Genomic DNA, 15,519 nt, shown 5'->3' with positions numbered 1-15,519 from the left:
CCTGATGTCGGGCCTCCGCCGCTATGTGACTATGTCGTCCGCCATTGTTGAGCGGCGCTGTTAGTGCAGGTCCATTGGCGTACCTCGGCACCGGGAGTGGTGGCCCAGTTGTAGTCGTCCAGACAGAGGCCACTGTGGCCGTTGCTGATCGAGTGGTAGCCGTTGCCCAGATCGGTCAGGTGCCAGTCCTGGTTGGCCTGCCCGTTGCAGGTCCACTGGCGTACTTCGGCACCTGGAGTCGTGATCCAGTTGAAGTCGTCCAGACAGAGGTTGCTGTGTCGGTTGCGGATCTGCCGGCCTCCGGCCGGTTCGGCGCCGATCTGGTCGATGTCCATGGTTCCGTAGGCGTCCTCCAGATGTGCGAGCGGTTCGGCGTGGGCGACGGAGTTCCATGGCAGCCAGAGGTTCACGCCGCCGTAGCGCAGGTCCGCCAAGCCGATGGCCTCCTCTAGGAGGCCGTCGCGGGCGTAGCCGAGCGGGTTGCCCGGCCACTGGGTAGTCAGCTTGGACTCGTTCGCGATGAGTCGGGCGTGCTCGAGGTAGTGGTCGTCGCCGGTGGCCTCGTAGAGGCGGTAGTAGTCGTACAGGGAACCCGACTGCCAGGTGTCGATCGCCGAGTGGCCGGTGGCGATGAGGCTCTGGCCCCGCACCCCGTACTGCGCGTAGGCGGGACGGGTGGATTCCACCGGATAGTTCCAGGCGTAGGACCAGGTCTCGCCGAAGTCGGCGGCCTGCTGGGCGGCGTCGAGCCAGCGCTGTTCACCGGTGTGGTCGTACAGAGCCATGAAGGAGCGCAGTGCGAGCAGGGCGGCTTCCTTGTCGGTGACGTTGTCGTTGTCGGGCGTGCCGCCGACGTAGGCGGCGGGGAGGTGGACATTCTGGAAGGCGTACTCGCCCGCTCGCAGTGCGGTGTCCCGGTAGCGGGTGTCGCCGGTGTACTCGGCCAGCTCGAGCAGGAACGGGACGGCGTTGTGGGTGTTGTACTTGCCTTGGTGCTGCGGGGCGGTGCCTTCGAGGTTGTAGGCGCGGTAATAGGAGCCGTCCGAGTTCTGGTTGGCGACGAGCCAGTCGCCGAAGCGCTTGGTGTAGGTGTCCCATTGGGCGACGGGCGTGCCGCGGTCGCGCATCAGGTCGGCGGCGCGGAGCATGCCCTCCATGCCGTCCGTCGCGATGCGCAGATAGGTCGGGTAGAACGAGCGCCACTGCCCGGGGGTCACGTCCCACCAGGTCCGCGGCAGTCCTGAGGGTGCGGCCGAGTTCTGGGCCCAGAAGTCGAGGATCCTCCGGCCCTTGTCGATGTAGTCGGTGTTGCCGCTGTCGTAGCCTTCGCGCAGGAGCAGGTACCCGGCCGGGATCTGCTGGCCGACGAAGCCCATCTGGAAGCTGACCTCGTTGACCTCGCCGTTCGGCAGCCAGACGCTGAACGGCAGTCCGGGGACGCCGTTGTAGTCCTGGACATACGAGGCGAGCACCGCGATCGAGGCGTCGTAGACCGTCTGGACGGGCACCTTCTGGACTTGGGGGGCCGCCATGTTCCAGTGGTAGCGCCACGACTCGTGCACTGCGGCGGCGAAGGAGCCGGTGCTGTCGACGTTGATCCGGAACTCGTAGTGCTGGGTGTAGCCCGGTGTCACCGGGCTGGAGCGGCGCACCCAGTCGGCGCCGCGGTTGACGTAGTTCTTCTCCCCTTCCATAGCGGGGTAGACGATCGCGACCTTGGTCGAAGGGATCTTCTGGGCACCGAGGGCGGCGTGGGTGGTGTCGCCGTCGACCAGCCATGCGCTCGAGCTCTCATCCACATCGGAATCGGTCTGCGGGTGCTCGTGCGCGATGCTGACGTCCAGGCCCGAGGCGGTGTCGTGCATCATCACGAACGGCAGCGGCATCCGCATCTCGCGGAAGTAGAAGTAGTCGTCGCCGTAGTCGCTCGCGAGGGCGCCGGGCGGAACGTTTGCGTTGCGGTCGTACCAGACGCCGGGGGCGAGGAACTGGTAGTCGGCGAGTGGGCGCGGGTTGGTCGGTCCGATGGTGAAGCGGGAGTTGAAGCCCTGGTCGGCTGGATTGGCGCTGATGACGGTCACGGACCGGTCGACGGCAAAGCCGCCTTCAGGGGCGGCCTCGTACCGGTCTTCGAACCGGAAGACACTCCCTGCGGGACTGCGCACTTCCCCGGTGGCAATGAGCGCACCGCTTTCGGAGCGGACCGCGCTGTACTTCGCTCCGGCGTCGACCGGGCTGCTGCCGTTCTTGAGGATCAGCTGCAGCGGCTGCGCCTCTGCGAGCACGGTGGCGCCGCTTGCGATATCGCGCACTGCTACAGGGCGGGAGACGTTCCCGTCGGTGAGGACGAGTTCGTAGCCGCCGGACCGCAAGGCGACCTCGGCGGCCCCCGCTTCGGTCATGTGGATGGTCGACAGTGTCGCCGCGGTGAGGACGGCGAGGCCCGCGGCGAGGATTCCTTTCCTTCTTCGTACCTGCATTCTCAGGCTCCTTTGCCAGGCAGAGGCGGAGCGGTGCGTCTTCTTGCGGCTGTCGGCGGCGCTGGCCGATCAGGGCCCGATCCAGGACCGAATCTCGTGCACGCGCCGCCGCTGCCGGATCATCACGCGATCGAAGGGCGGCTCAGGCGACCCGCCATTGCTGGGCGGCGTTGTTCAGGCAGGTCCACTGGCTGACTTCGGCCCCGGCTGCGGTGCCGAAGTTGTAGTTGTCGAGGCACAGGCCGCTGTGGCGGTTGACGAGGTTGACGTAGCCGCCGCCGGCGTCGACGATCCGCCATTGCTGCACGTTCTGGTCGTTGCAGGTCCACTGGCGGACTTCGGCTCCTGGTTGCGTCCCGAACTCGTAGTCGTCGAGGCACATGCCGCTGTAGAGGTTGAGGATCGCGACGTAGCCGTTGCCGAGGTCGTTCACGTACCAGTCCTGGACCGGGTAGTCGTTGCAGGTCCACTGCCGCACCTCGGCGCCGGGTTCGGTGCCCCAGTTGTAGTCGTCGAGGCAGAGGTTGCTGTGCCGGTTGCGGATCGCCACAGGGGCGATGTTCTGCTCCCCAGAAGGGCCCTGGAGAACAGTCGTCGTGGCCACCGGGACGCCGAGGTTCGGGGTGCCGTCGGCGTTCCAGGAGATCTTCTGCACCCGGGTCGTCCGCGTCGTGCCGCAGCCGTCCGAGGCGGAGTCGTTGGCGTGGTAGGCGATCCAGGTCTCCGTGCCGTCCGGCGAGGTGAAGAACGAGTGGTGGGCCGGCCCGTAGACGCCGGCGGCGTCATTGCGCTGGAAGATCGGGTTCGAGTACTTCGTCCACGAGCTCATCTGGAGCGGGTCGCTCCCGGTGTACTCGAGCATTCCGATCTTGTAGTTCGGCCCGGAGCAGTGGCTGGCCGCGTAGGTCAGGAAGGTGCGCCCGCCCCGCTGGATGGCGAAGGAGCCCTCGTTGACGGCGCCGTTCTGGGTCTCCCAGGACAGGGTCGGCGCCGAGATGCGGGTGCCGTGCGCGGAGGCGGTCCAGGGGTTCGACATCGGCGCGATGTAGAGCGACTGCAGGCCGTCGCCGGGCGCGAAGGCCGAGAAGGTCATGTAGAGCTTGCCGCCCAGGTGCATCGGTGCGGCGTCGATCGCCCAGCCGCTGTTCGGCATGAGGTCGAGGATGCCGAGCTTCGTATAGGGCCCCATGGGATCGGCGCCCGCGCTCTGGGCGACGTGGGTGCGGCGGGCGGCGCAGCACTGCTCGACCGAGTAGTACAGGTACCACCGGCCGTCGATCAACTCGAGGTGCGGCGCCCACATGGTGTCGCCGCCGGTCTCCACCACCACCTGCTCCGGTGCGGTCTTGAGCCCGGCGATGGTCGCGGACTTGCGCATGACGACCTGGGAGGACCAGGTGGTCGCCACGTAGTAGTAGAAGCCGTTGTGCTGGACGAGGGTCGGGTCGGCGCTGTTGGGAACGTCCACCACCGGGTTGGTGAACGAGGAGCCGGGTGCCGCCTCGGCACGGTCGGCGTCGGCGAAGAGCAGGACGGACATGGCGAGAACCGCTGCGGCGATGAACGCCGCGGCCTTGCTGCAAACGGTCCGCAAACGGACTGTGGACATGGCATCTCCTGGTGTGGTGTGAGGGACCGCGCTTGCGCACGGCAGGAGGTACTTGGTGGCCACCAGGTGATGTTCACGGTAACCAACGTCGAACCATTAAGTCAATACATTCGCAACCTTCGATTCGAATGGACGAAAAGGTACATATTCGGGCCACGGCGGGAGTGATCGGGGCGGGCCCAGGAGTGTTGCAGGAGGAAGGCCCCGTGGTGACGCCGATCCATCCGAGCCAAACAGGCGCTGTGACGCAAGCTTCGACGTTATTGATTCGTTACCTTCTCGAGTTCGTATCGCATCCGTCGGGCTGTAGGTTCAGTTAATCGTTTAACGGCCGTCGCATAGTCTGTAACGGTTCTAGTTAATCGATTGACCGATTGGAGCTTGTCGATGGCGACCAGACCTCCCCGCCTGACCGACGTGGCCAGGGCCGCCGGCGTTTCTACGGCTACGGCCTCTATGGCGCTCAATGGGACCGGCGGCAACCGCATCGGTTCGGAAACCCGCGACCGGGTCCTCGCCGCCGCCGCCGAGCTCGGCTATCGTCCGAACACGGTCGCCAGGGGCCTGCGTACCCGGCGCACCCACATGCTCGGATTCGTCGGGGACAACGTGGCGACCACTCCGTTCGCCGGCCAGATGATCCGTGGAGCCCACGACGCGGCCCGTGAGGCCGGGTTCCTGCTGCTCATGGTCGACACCACGGGCGATCCCGACGAGACCGGTGAGGCAATCGCCGCCCTACAGGAGCGCCAGATCGACGGCATCCTCCTGGCGACCATGTACCACCAGGTGATCGACGTGCCGGCCGAGATCAAGTCGACGCCGGTCGTCCTCTTGGATTCGCGCACCGCCGACGGCTCCGTCACGTCAGTGGTACCCGACGAGCGCGGCGGCGCGCTCGGCGTCCTCGCCGAACTCGCCGCTGCCGGCCACCGACGGATCGGCCACGTCACCACCGCCGAAGACGTCGAAGCGCGCCACATCCGCCTGACCACCTGGCGCGAACACGTCACCGCCTACGGTCTCGATGCCGACGAGCTGTTCGCCGAGTCCCCGGAAGGGCGGACCCACGGCGGCTACGACGCGGCCATGCGACTGCTCCGCCGTCCCGAGCGGCCCACGGCGATCTTCTGCTTCAACGACCGGATGGCCATGGGCGTCTACCGCGCCGCCGCCGAGCTCGGACTGTCCATTCCCGGCGACCTCTCCGTCGTCTCCTACGACGACCAGGAACTCATCGCCCCGGAGCTCGCTCCCGGGCTGACCTCGGCAGCCCTGCCCCACTACGAAATGGGCAGCTGGGCCGCCAAAGAGCTGCTGCGCAGGCTCGACGAACCCGACGCCGAACCCGTACAGCACCTCATGCCCTGCCCGATCGCCCGGCGCGACTCCGTCGCCCCGGCGTAACCCTTCGACCGATCCCAATGGAGTGAACCGCGATGCAACGCCGCGATCTGATGAAACTTGCCGCCGCCTCAGGCGGCGCCGCCCTGGCGGGCAGTGCACTGACCGCCTGCTCCTCGGGCGGCGGCAACGCCGCCGACGGCACGCTGCTGCTGTGGACCCACAGCGCCGGCAACGACACCGAGCTGGCAGTCACCGACCAGATCCTCGACTCCTTCAACGGCGACCAGGACGACTACACCGTCGAACGCGAGTCGTTCCCGCAGGACGCCTACAACGACACCGTCAGCGCGGCCGCACTCTCGGGCGACCTGCCCGACCTGCTCACCGTTGACGGCCCCAACGTGCCCAACTGGGCCTGGGCCGGGCACCTCCAACCCCTCGACCTGCCTGCCGAGGTGACCGACAAGTTCCTGCCGTCCACGCTCGGGATCTTCCAGGACCAGCTGTACTCGATCGGCCACTGGGAGGCGGCCTGCTCGATCTTCGCCCGCGAATCGGTCCTCGAGGCCGCGAAGATCCGCATCCCGACCCTCGACGCGCCGTGGACGGGGGAGGAGTTCGACGAAGCACTCCAGCGCATCGCCGCCGACACCGACTACCAGTGGGCGATCGACTTCGCCACCGCCGACATCGGCGAGTGGTACCCCTACGCGTACTCGCCGTTCCTGCAGAGCTTCGGCGGCGACCTAATCGACCGCTCCACCTACCTGACCGCCGGGGGCGCCCTCAACGGGCCCGAAGCCCTCGCGTGGGGGCAGTGGTTCCAGAGCCTGTTCACCGGGGAACTCGCGAACATCGAGTCGCCGATCGGCGGCGAGGACTTCAACCAGGGCAAGGCCGCCATGTCGTTCAACGGCAACTGGAACGCCCTGGCCGCCATGGACCTCTACGACGACGTGCTGTTCCTGCCGCCGCCCGACTTCGGCAACGGCCCCAAGATCGGCGGCGGCTCCTGGCAGTGGGCGGTCACCAGCGCCGCCGACCCGGCCGGGGCCAACACCTTCCTGCAGGCGGCGGTGTCAGACGAGTTCGTGGCCGAGTTCGCCAACGCCACCGGCCTCATCCCCGCCACCGAAGCGGCCGCGGCGCTCACCGAGAACTACGCGCCGGACGGCGCCCTCCGGATGATGGTCGACTACTCGCGCAACTTCGCGGTCCTGCGTCCGGAGACGCCGGCCTACACCGTCATCGCGAGCGTCTTCACCCAGTACACCGGCGACATCATCCACGGCGGCGATGTCCAGGAGGCCCTCGACTCGGCGGTGGCCGAAATCGATGCCGACATCGAGTCGAACTCCGGTTACGGGTTCTAAGAAAGGCGATCATATGACCATCGCCAGCACCGACCGAGTCGCCGCCGCAGCAGCAGCCGCCGACCGCGTACCGACACCGCAGCGGCACAACCGTCGCCGCGGCAACTTCAGCCGCTCCGAGCAGCGAGCCGGGACCGTCTTCGCCATTCCGGCCATAGTGCTGCTGCTGCTGTTCGTAATCGGTCCGGCAGTGGTGTCACTGGCCATGAGCTTCACCAACGCCCGGCTCATCTCGCCGGTCGCGCCGGAGTTCGTGGGCCTGGACAACTTTCGGCGCGCTTTCACCGAGGACCCGGTGTTCACCCGCTCCATGCTGAACACGTTCGTGTTCGCGGCGCTCGTCGTGCCGCTGCAGGGGGGACTCGGTCTGGTGCTGGCGCTCCTGGTCAACCAGAAGATCGCGGGGCGGAACTTCTTCCGCACCGTCTACTTCCTGCCGGTGATCACCTCCATGGTGGTCATCAGCCTCCTGTGGCGCTTCCTCTACCAGGAAGACGGTCTCATCAACTCGACGCTGTCGATGCTCACCGGGGGCGTCTGGGCCGGCCAGGCCTGGCTGTCGGACCCATCGACGGCCATGGGCGCCATCGTCGTGATGAGCGTCTGGCAGGGGGTGGGCTTCCACATGATCATCTGGCTCGCGGGCCTGCAGACCATCCCCGAAGAGATCTACGAGGCGGCCGCACTCGACGGCACCACGAGATGGGAGCAGTTCCGGCACATCACGCTGCCGCTCCTCAAGCCCACCTTCGTGTTCGTGCTCATCACCATCACGATCGCCGCGATGAGCCTGTTCATCCAGGTCGACATCATGACCGGCGGCGGACCGCTGAACTCGACCAGCTCCATCGTCTATCAGATCGTCCAGAAGGGATTCCAGCAGCAGCAGATCGGTTACGCCGCATCCCTGTCACTGGTGTTCTTCTGCATCGTGCTCACCCTGGCGCTCATCCAGCGCCGCCTGACCCGCGACAAGGACTGAATCGCCATGACCGCAATGACGCTGCGGCCGCGCCGCCGCCGGTGGGTGTACCTGCCCATGGCGCTCCTGGCCGTGTTCTTCCTGTTCCCGATCATGTTCATGCTGGCCGCCAGCTTCAAGAGCGACCACCAGATCTTCGCCGACATGGACTCCTTCCGGGCCTTCCTACCGGTCGGGGAGGTCTCCTTCGCGAACTACTCGGCCGTGTTCGACCGGGTCCCGTTCTGGCGCTTCCTGGGCAACACGCTGTTCATCACGTTCATGGTCACGGCCCTCGGTCTCGTCGTGAACTCCATGTGCGGCTACGCCCTCGCCCGGATGCGCTGGAAGGGCCGGGCGGTGGTCTTCGGCTTCATCATCGCGACCCTCATCCTGCCGTTCGACACCACGATCGTGCCGATGGTCTACCTGGTCGCGAACCTGCCCTGGATCGGCTTCGAGGGCCTCCGGCCGGTCATGGAGATCGGCTGGCTGAACACCTATCACGTGCAGATCGTCCCGTTCATCGTGAACGCCTTCTCGATCTTCCTGTTCGCCCAGTACTTCAAGAGCCTCCCCAAAGGCCTCGAAGAGGCCGCCGCGATGGACGGGGCCGGCTGGCTGCACACCTACTGGCGGATCATCGTCCCGCTGTCGAAGCCGGTGTTCGCCACCGTCACCATCCTGACCGTGGTCACCTCACCGGCCACCTGGAACGCGTACCTGTGGCCGCTCATGACCGTGCAGAGCGAGGAGCTGCGCCCCGTCATGGTCGGCGTCCAGTACTTCTTCCAGCTCGACACGTCCTGGGGCGAGGTCATGGCCTACATCTCGATGATCACCATCCCGATGGTCGCCGTCTTCATCGCGTTCCAGCGTGCCTTCATCCAGTCCATCGCCAGCGCGGGCATGAAGGACTGAACGGCCCCTCCCCCCAGCACCCCTGAACTGCAATCAATGAAGGAAACCGATGCTGAAACTCGCCGACCACTGGGTCTGGGACTCGTGGTACGCCACCGACGACGACGGCCGCCACCACGCGTTCTTCCTGCGGGCGTCCCGCGCGCTCCAGGAGGAGGGCCGCCGCCACCAGCGGGCGTCCATCGGCCACGCCGTCTCCGCGGACCTGAAGGACTGGACGCTGCTGCCGGACGCGCTGGTGTGCGCCGACGCGCCGGCCTGGGACGACCAAGCGACGTGGACCGGATCGGTCGTACGCGACGGTCAGGGCCGGTGGCGAATGTTCTACACCGGCGTCTCCCGCGCCGAGAACGGCCTGATCCAGCGAATCGGCTCCGCCGTCTCCGATGACCTGATCACCTGGACGCGGCTACCCGGACCGCAGGTCGAGGCCGATCCGAGGTTCTACGAGAAGTTCGGGCCCGACTCCGGCTGGTTCGACGAGGCCTGCCGCGACCCCTGGGTCTTCCCCGACCCCGGCGGCGAGGGCTGGCGGATGCTGTTCACCGCGCGCGTCTCCGGCTCCGAGCCGGCCCGCGAACGCGGCGTCGTCGGGCACGCCCGCTCGACGGACCTGGAGACCTGGGAGGTGCTGCCGCCGCTGAGCCGCCCGGACGCGCTCGGCTTCGGCCAGATCGAGGTGTGCCAACTGCACCAGGTGGACGGTCAATGGCTGCTGCTGTTCTGCTGCGGTGAGAAGGAAGCCGCCGATGCCCGCCGCGCGCTTGGCGAGACCGGCGACAACTACGTGGTGCCCGTCGACGACCCGCTCGGCGGACTCGACGGCGCGCTCTTCGACATCGCGAAGGCCCGCCCGTTCGAGCACGAGAGCCTGTACGCCGCCCGCCTGCACGATCTCGAAAGCAGGGCGCACCTCATCGGATTCCGGAATACCGAGAACGGGGCGTTCGTCGGCGAACTGACTGATCCCATTCCGGTGCAGTGGGACGGAGAGCGGCTCGTGCGAATCGATCGATACTGAGAGATCAGCGCACTTATCGCAATCAGAACGCTAAGGCAGGCCGATTCCGTGATCGCGGAACGGCCTGCCTTAGGTTTAACCGAAATTAACCTGTCGGCGGCCATTGATTTAACCTCGTTTAACCAAATACATTTGCCTATGTCAATTCCACACTCACAATGCAGATTTGGAGCGATGATGCTGCAAACCTCGAGACGGGCGCTGTTCCGCGCCGCCGGTGTCGGCGGTGCCGCCTGCCTGATCGGTGTTCCAATGGCGAGCCCAGCGGCTGCACAATCCCTGTCGCGGCGCCCCTACTACCACTATTCCGTGCCCAAGGGCTGGAAGAACGACCCGCAGCGCCCGATCTACGTCAATGGACAGACGTACTACTACTACCTGTACAACAAGGACTTCCCATCGGCGGTCGGAACCTCATGGCGACTGGTCGCCTCTGACGACAATGTCGCATTCCGCGACCTCGGCGACGCCATTGCCAAGGAGACCAATCCGAACGGGTCGATCTGGTCCGGATGCCTCGTCGTCGACGAGCGCAATACGGCCGGCTACGGTGCGGGCGCCATCATCGCCCTCGCGACGCAAGAGGACCGATTCGCGCCGGCTCCCCATAAGCAGGCGCAATTCCTGTTCTACTCGACCGACGGTGGTCGCACCTTCAACCGGCGCGACCAGGTCGCCCTGGCCAACCCCGGCGTCGTGGACTTCCGCGACCCCAAGATCATCTGGGACGAGGCCCGCAGCCGGTGGGTGATGGCCCTCGCCGAGAACGACAAGGTCGGGTTCTACCACTCCAACGACCTCAAGAGCTGGACGTACGTCGACGGGTTCATCAGGGGCGGCCTGGGCGTCTTCGAATGCCCCGACCTGTTCTGGATGGACTCCGACACCGGCCCCGGCAAGTGGGTGCTGGGCGTCAGCGTCAACGCCAAACACCTGGGACTGCCGGCGAACTACGCGTACTGGACCGGGAACTTCAACGGCTCCAACTTCATCCCCGACCACCAGGAGCCGAAGTGGCTCGACTACGGCTGGGACTGGTACGCCGCCGTCACCTGGGAACGCAGGGTGAACGGTCAGATCGACCCCAAGACCCGCTACGCCATCGGCTGGATGAACTTCTGGGACTACGCGAACAACACCCCCACCTGGGGGTCGGACGGGTTCAACGGGACCGACTCGATCGTCCGCGAAGTCTCGCTCAAGTGGTACGGGTCAGAGTCAGCGCTGGTCTCCACCCCGGTCCGGACCTTGGAAGCGCGCGCCTCGAGGCGAATCAACCTCGGCGACATCACCGTCGACGGCAGGACCGTGCTCGACTACCGAGGACGGGCCTACCAGATCCAGACCCGCGTCACCTGGAACCAGCTCCAGAATCTTGGGCTGCAGCTGCGACTGTCGAACGACGACTCCAGGCACATCGACGCCGGCGTCTACCACGACTTCGCCTACGTCAACAGGGAGTTCACCGGCAACCCTGACAGCCGCTGGCTCGAGAGCCACACGCCCTTCGACCCGGCGCGGCGCGAGGTGAACCTGCGGATCCTGGTCGACAACCTCTCAGTCGAGATGTTCGTCGACGACGGCCGGTACGTCCACTCCAGCCTGACGTACCCCGAGAACGCCGACGACCGGATCGCGCTGTACACCGACGGCGGCCCCGCGGTCTTCCACGACGTCACGATCACCGAGTTCAACCCGGCAGTCGCGACCGCTTATGCGCGGATCAAGAACCGCGCGACCGGCCTGTACCTCGACGGCATGGGCCGCACCACCAACGGCACCGACACCGGGCAGTGGGCCTCCAGCTCTGGCAGCAACAACCAGCAGTGGGTCGTGGAGAACACCGGCTCGTACGTGCGGATCAAGAATCGCGCGACCGGCCTGTACCTCGACGGCATGGGCCGCACCACCAACGGCTCCAACGCCGGCCAATGGGCCAGCAGCGTCAACTACAACCAGCAGTGGGTCGTGGAGAACACCGGCTCGTACGTGCGGATCAAGAATCGCGCGACCGGCCTGTACCTCGACAGCATGGGCCGCACCACCAACGGCTCGAGCGCCGGTCAATGGGCCCTCAGCAGTAGCAACAACCAGCAGTGGACCATCGAAGCCGCCTGAGCGGCGCGGCACGAGCGGGCTGCTTCGCATGATCGCTGATCACGCGGAGCAGCCCGCGCCGCAATACCTTTGGGACGAGGGCTCGATCCGAGGACGAGCTCGGGCGGCAGGTGTCGCCACGCGATGGCGTGGCGAGGATGAACAGGATGCCTTGCAGGCATATCACGCCCGGCCACGCCGCTGATCGGACGCGAAGCTCCTCCGGGTCCGACTCGACAGGATTCGGCTGTAGAAACCTGATTCCCCCGGTACTCGACCACCAGGCGTGCTGTTCCTCACCCCTTTCATTGTCTATCACCCCGAGTGCGAAACCACTGCCACCGGGGACCGGATATGGGTGCTGACCTGGTGCAGAATGAGCGGCCGGAACCAAAACGCTCCAATCGAGGAGACATGGAATGCGCGTACTGCTCGCCTCCCGCGGGTCCCGCGGGGACATCGAACCGCTCGCCGGGCTCGCCGCCCGCCTGACCGCCAAGAACGCGGAGGTCACGATCGCCGCGCCGCCGGACCCGGAGTTCACCGATCTGGCCGCCCGCGCCGACGCACGGCATCTGCCGGTCGACGCGCCGATCCGCCAGATGGTCCAGTCCATCGCCAAAGGGACCGGCCCGAGCATGCACCAGCACATCCGCGAGATCCTCGCTTCCCACGGCCCGGCCTTCACCGCCGTCGCCGAGGAGGGCTGCGACGCGTTCGTCGCGACCGGGCTCTTCCCAGTGGTCGCCACCGCCCAGGCCGTCGCCGAACGGTACGGGATCCCGTTCGCCAGCGCCGCTCTGCAACCGACGACCCTGCCCTCGCATACGCAGCGGCCGTTCCCGATGCCCGGCTGGCCCCTCCCCGAGGACCTCGACAATCGCGCGCTCTGGGAGTGGGACAAGCAGAAGATGCAGGCGATCTTCGGCGAGCCGGTCAACGCCTACCGCGAATCGATCGGACTGCCGCCGACCGAGGACGTGCGCACCCGTACCCTGACCGACCATCGCTGGCTCGCCACCGACCCGGTGCTCAGCCCGTGGGAGCCGACCGACCTCATCGACGTCGTCCAGACCGGCGCGTGGATCCTCCCTGACGAGCGCCCGCTCCCGGCCGACCTGGAGGCCTTCCTCGATGCGGGCGAACCGCCGGTCTACATCGGATTCGGCAGCATCCCGGTCCGCGATGCCGAGGACGCGGCCCGCGCGGTCGTTGAGTCGGTGCGCGCACACGGGCGCCGCGCAGTGCTCTCGCGCGGCTGGGCTCGGCTCGCTCCGATCGACGACCGCGACGACTGCTTCGTGATCGACGAGGTCAACCAGCAGGCGCTGTTCCCACGGGTGGCCGCGATCGTCCACCACGGCGGCGCCGGGACCACGCACACGGCGACCCGTTCGGGCACACCGCAGGTGGTCGTGCCGCAGATCGTGGACCAGCCCTACTGGGCCGGCCGTGTCGCCGAACTCGGCATCGGCGCCCGCCACGACGGTCCCGTGCCGACAACCGAGACCCTCACGGCCGCACTGGCAACCGCACTCGATCCCGAGACCGGCCGCCGCGCCGCTGAACTCGGCCCGAAGATCCGCACCGACGGCGCCGACACTGCGGCGGACCTCGTCCTCAACATGACCGCGTAGCCAGGTCGACCCGTCGGATATAGCCGTGGCTCCGGAGGACAGGCGGCGATATCCGCGGCGGTGCTGCCGACGCGGGCGATGCGTATGACCTCGCGCTCGCGGGCGGTGAGCGGGCCCTCCCTGGTGGCGAGCGACTCGGCGGCGAGCGCCGCGTCGACCACCCGTAGTCCGCTGTGGACGCGGCGGACGGCTTCGACGAGCTGTTCCGGCGGGGCGTCCTTGACGATGAAGCCGACGGCTCCGGCCGTCATCGCCCGGGCGAGGTAGCCGGGCCGCCCGAACGTGGTGCAGATGATGATCCGGCAGCCGGGGCGGGCGCGGTGGAGTTCGGCGGCGACTCGGAGGCCGTCCTTGCCCGGCATCTGGATGTCGAGGAGCGCACGTCGGGCTGCGTGCGGGACGCTGCGTGTCGCCCTGGCCATCTGGAGCGCGCTCGCCTTCGGCGCCACTGTCAGCATCGACAACGACTCGGCACCCCTGAAGAGGGTCGCGGTGGTCCCTGGTGGAAAGTAAGGGCATGTCTGCCTACGAACCGATGTCCTTCCACCTGGCGAGCGACCGGCTGATCCTCCAGCCGTGGGCCGAGACGGACGCGGAGGCGCTGTGCGCCTTGCACGCCGAGCGCGGCGATGGGAAACCGACGGTCGAAGAAGCCCGGAAAATCATCGCGGACGGTCTCGCTTTCACCGCGGCCTCCGGGATCGCCACGCTGCCCATACGCCGCCGCGTCGAGAACGATTTCATCGGCTACTGCGGCTTGATCGTCGGCCGCGCCACGATCGACGAGCCCGAGATCGCCTATGAACTGTTCCAGCGCGTCCACGGCAACGGCTACGCGACCGAAGCTGCCCGCGCAGTCCTCGACGCCGCGACCGCGACTGGCAGGAGGCGCCTGTGGTCGACCGTTCGCACCTGGAATACGGCCTCGTTCCGGGTCCTCGACAAACTTGGTTTCGAGCGCGACCACACCACCACCGACGACCGAGGCGAACTCGTCTGGCTCACCCGAACACTGCCCTGACACACCGGTCCACGCCGCAGCAGTACGGCAAACGCGAAGTCATCAGGTCGACCCACCGACGCCGCTAGTCGCTGGGGGGTCGGCGGGCGTGTTCCCGTGCCGGCGAAGGGCGCCCAGGTAGACGCCCAGGAGGACCAGCGGGCCTCCGATGAGGAGCGACCAGGTGAGCGGTTCGTCGTCGAGCCAGGCCGAGAGCATGATCGTCACGACCGGGATCACCACGAACGCATACGAGGACCGGGACGGTCCCCACCGGTCGATGAGCTGCACGTACAGGATGAACAGCAGGACCGACCCGGCCAGCACGAGATAGGCGATCGCCCACCAGGTCTCGGCGCGTTCGGGTAGGACCCACTGGTCGCCGGCAGCGAGCGAGCCCGCTAGCAGTGCAGCCGCCGCCGTCGCCATGCCGACCGCGTTCACCGTCACCGGGTGCAGTGTCGGCAGGCGGTGCACCAGGATGCTCGCCTGCGAGAACGACAGCACCGCGCCCAGGACGGCCAGCAGCGCCGGGACCGGCACCTCACCGCGGATTGGGGCCTGCGCGATCACGGCGACACCGGTCACCGCCAGTACGGTGCCGATCAGCAGTTGCGCCTGGAACCGCTCTTGGTGCTCCGATACCGAGAGCAGCAGTGTCACCAAGGGGACCAGCGACAGCAGCGTCTGTGCGAGTCCGGCGTGGACGTGGACCAGCGCGTAGTAGGCCAGCGCGAACGGGATGCCGAAGTTGAGCATGCCGAACGCGGCGGCCCCGGCGAGGGCCTTGCCGCGGGGCATCGGGAGGCGGCGGGCGGCCATGATCGCCAGCAGGAGGACGGCGGCGGCGCCGAAGCGCAGGCCCGCGCCCCAAAGCGGGTCGAGTTCGCGGTTGGAGAAGCGGATGCCGACCGAGTTGGCGCCGGCGAGCAGCGAGGCGGCGGTGAAGAGGACGAGTCCGGTCCGGTCGGTGACATGCCGCATGCGTCCACCCTAGGTCGCTGCGGCGGTGTGCGGCGTGACCTGGCGATCTCGGTCGGCTCAAGGACAGAGGCCGCCCCTGATGAGCGCGT

11 protein-coding genes and 1 pseudogene are annotated in these 15,519 nt (G+C 67.2%); 8 read left to right on the top strand and 4 right to left on the bottom strand.

Annotation, left to right across the window (positions count from 1 at the left end):
• Nucleotides 1-29: 29 nt before the first annotated feature.
• A complete protein-coding gene (locus tag O2L52_RS07890) occupies nt 30-2,480 on the bottom strand; it encodes an RICIN domain-containing protein (protein WP_270114818.1) in 2,451 nt (816 codons plus the stop codon).
• 142 nt (nt 2,481-2,622) lie between these two features.
• Nucleotides 2,623-4,089: a family 43 glycosylhydrolase gene (locus tag O2L52_RS07885; RefSeq protein WP_270114817.1), complete on the bottom strand. Its 1,467-nt coding sequence runs from the start codon at nt 4,087-4,089 to the stop codon at nt 2,623-2,625.
• A gap of 387 nt (nt 4,090-4,476) precedes the next feature.
• Here O2L52_RS07885 and O2L52_RS07880 point away from each other — a divergent pair, with 387 nt between their 5' ends.
• From O2L52_RS07880 to O2L52_RS07850, 7 genes are all read left to right on the top strand, one after another.
• Nucleotides 4,477-5,496 (top strand): LacI family DNA-binding transcriptional regulator, encoded by a 1,020-nt coding sequence (locus O2L52_RS07880; protein WP_270114815.1) that lies wholly within the window; start codon nt 4,477-4,479, stop codon nt 5,494-5,496.
• A gap of 32 nt (nt 5,497-5,528) precedes the next feature.
• On the top strand, nt 5,529-6,809 hold the full coding sequence (locus tag O2L52_RS07875) for an extracellular solute-binding protein (RefSeq protein ID WP_270114814.1): 1,281 nt from the start codon (nt 5,529-5,531) through the stop codon (nt 6,807-6,809).
• Between the two features lie 13 nt (nt 6,810-6,822).
• Nucleotides 6,823-7,791 (top strand): carbohydrate ABC transporter permease, encoded by a 969-nt coding sequence (locus tag O2L52_RS07870; RefSeq protein ID WP_270114813.1) that lies wholly within the window; start codon nt 6,823-6,825, stop codon nt 7,789-7,791.
• Between the two features lie 6 nt (nt 7,792-7,797).
• Nucleotides 7,798-8,691, top strand: coding sequence for a carbohydrate ABC transporter permease (locus O2L52_RS07865; RefSeq protein ID WP_270114812.1), 894 nt, complete (start codon nt 7,798-7,800; stop codon nt 8,689-8,691).
• A gap of 49 nt (nt 8,692-8,740) precedes the next feature.
• A complete protein-coding gene (locus tag O2L52_RS07860) occupies nt 8,741-9,712 on the top strand; it encodes a glycoside hydrolase family protein (RefSeq protein WP_270114811.1) in 972 nt (323 codons plus the stop codon).
• A gap of 309 nt (nt 9,713-10,021) precedes the next feature.
• A complete protein-coding gene (locus O2L52_RS07855; protein WP_270114810.1) occupies nt 10,022-11,830 on the top strand; it encodes an RICIN domain-containing protein in 1,809 nt (602 codons plus the stop codon).
• A gap of 398 nt (nt 11,831-12,228) precedes the next feature.
• Nucleotides 12,229-13,446: a glycosyltransferase gene (locus O2L52_RS07850; RefSeq protein WP_270114809.1), complete on the top strand. Its 1,218-nt coding sequence runs from the start codon at nt 12,229-12,231 to the stop codon at nt 13,444-13,446.
• Nucleotides 13,447-13,490: 44 nt separating this feature from the next.
• Here O2L52_RS07850 and O2L52_RS25445 read toward each other — a convergent pair.
• Nucleotides 13,491-13,852 (bottom strand): annotated as a pseudogene (locus O2L52_RS25445) (response regulator); the annotation flags it as partial.
• A gap of 111 nt (nt 13,853-13,963) precedes the next feature.
• Between O2L52_RS25445 and O2L52_RS07840 the strand changes: the two are divergent.
• On the top strand, nt 13,964-14,467 hold the full coding sequence (locus O2L52_RS07840; RefSeq protein WP_344472837.1) for a GNAT family N-acetyltransferase: 504 nt from the start codon (nt 13,964-13,966) through the stop codon (nt 14,465-14,467).
• A gap of 42 nt (nt 14,468-14,509) precedes the next feature.
• Here the strand turns inward: O2L52_RS07840 and O2L52_RS07835 are convergent, their stop codons facing one another.
• Complete coding sequence (locus O2L52_RS07835; protein WP_270114807.1) at nt 14,510-15,430, bottom strand: DMT family transporter; 921 nt, start codon at nt 15,428-15,430, stop codon at nt 14,510-14,512.
• Between the last annotated feature and the right edge of the window lie 89 nt (nt 15,431-15,519).

The sequence above is a fragment of the Glycomyces algeriensis genome (assembly GCF_027622855.1).
GTDB classification, from domain to species: Bacteria; Actinomycetota; Actinomycetes; order Mycobacteriales; family Micromonosporaceae; genus Glycomyces; species Glycomyces algeriensis.
This window is presented reverse-complemented; position numbering and strand designations above follow the sequence as displayed.

Excerpts from the sequence above, each read along its gene's own strand:
- O2L52_RS07890 (WP_270114818.1), bottom strand. The coding sequence starts at position 2,480 with ATGCAGGTACGAAGAAGGAAAGGAATCCTCGCCGCGGGCCTCGCCGTC.
- O2L52_RS07885 (WP_270114817.1), bottom strand. The coding sequence starts at position 4,089 with ATGTCCACAGTCCGTTTGCGGACCGTTTGCAGCAAGGCCGCGGCGTTC.
- O2L52_RS07880 (WP_270114815.1), top strand. The coding sequence starts at position 4,477 with ATGGCGACCAGACCTCCCCGCCTGACCGACGTGGCCAGGGCCGCCGGC.
- O2L52_RS07875 (WP_270114814.1), top strand. The coding sequence starts at position 5,529 with ATGCAACGCCGCGATCTGATGAAACTTGCCGCCGCCTCAGGCGGCGCC.
- O2L52_RS07870 (WP_270114813.1), top strand. The coding sequence starts at position 6,823 with ATGACCATCGCCAGCACCGACCGAGTCGCCGCCGCAGCAGCAGCCGCC.
- O2L52_RS07865 (WP_270114812.1), top strand. The coding sequence starts at position 7,798 with ATGACCGCAATGACGCTGCGGCCGCGCCGCCGCCGGTGGGTGTACCTG.
- O2L52_RS07860 (WP_270114811.1), top strand. The coding sequence starts at position 8,741 with ATGCTGAAACTCGCCGACCACTGGGTCTGGGACTCGTGGTACGCCACC.
- O2L52_RS07850 (WP_270114809.1), top strand. The coding sequence starts at position 12,229 with ATGCGCGTACTGCTCGCCTCCCGCGGGTCCCGCGGGGACATCGAACCG.
- O2L52_RS07840 (WP_344472837.1), top strand. The coding sequence starts at position 13,964 with ATGTCTGCCTACGAACCGATGTCCTTCCACCTGGCGAGCGACCGGCTG.
- O2L52_RS07835 (WP_270114807.1), bottom strand. The coding sequence starts at position 15,430 with ATGCGGCATGTCACCGACCGGACCGGACTCGTCCTCTTCACCGCCGCC.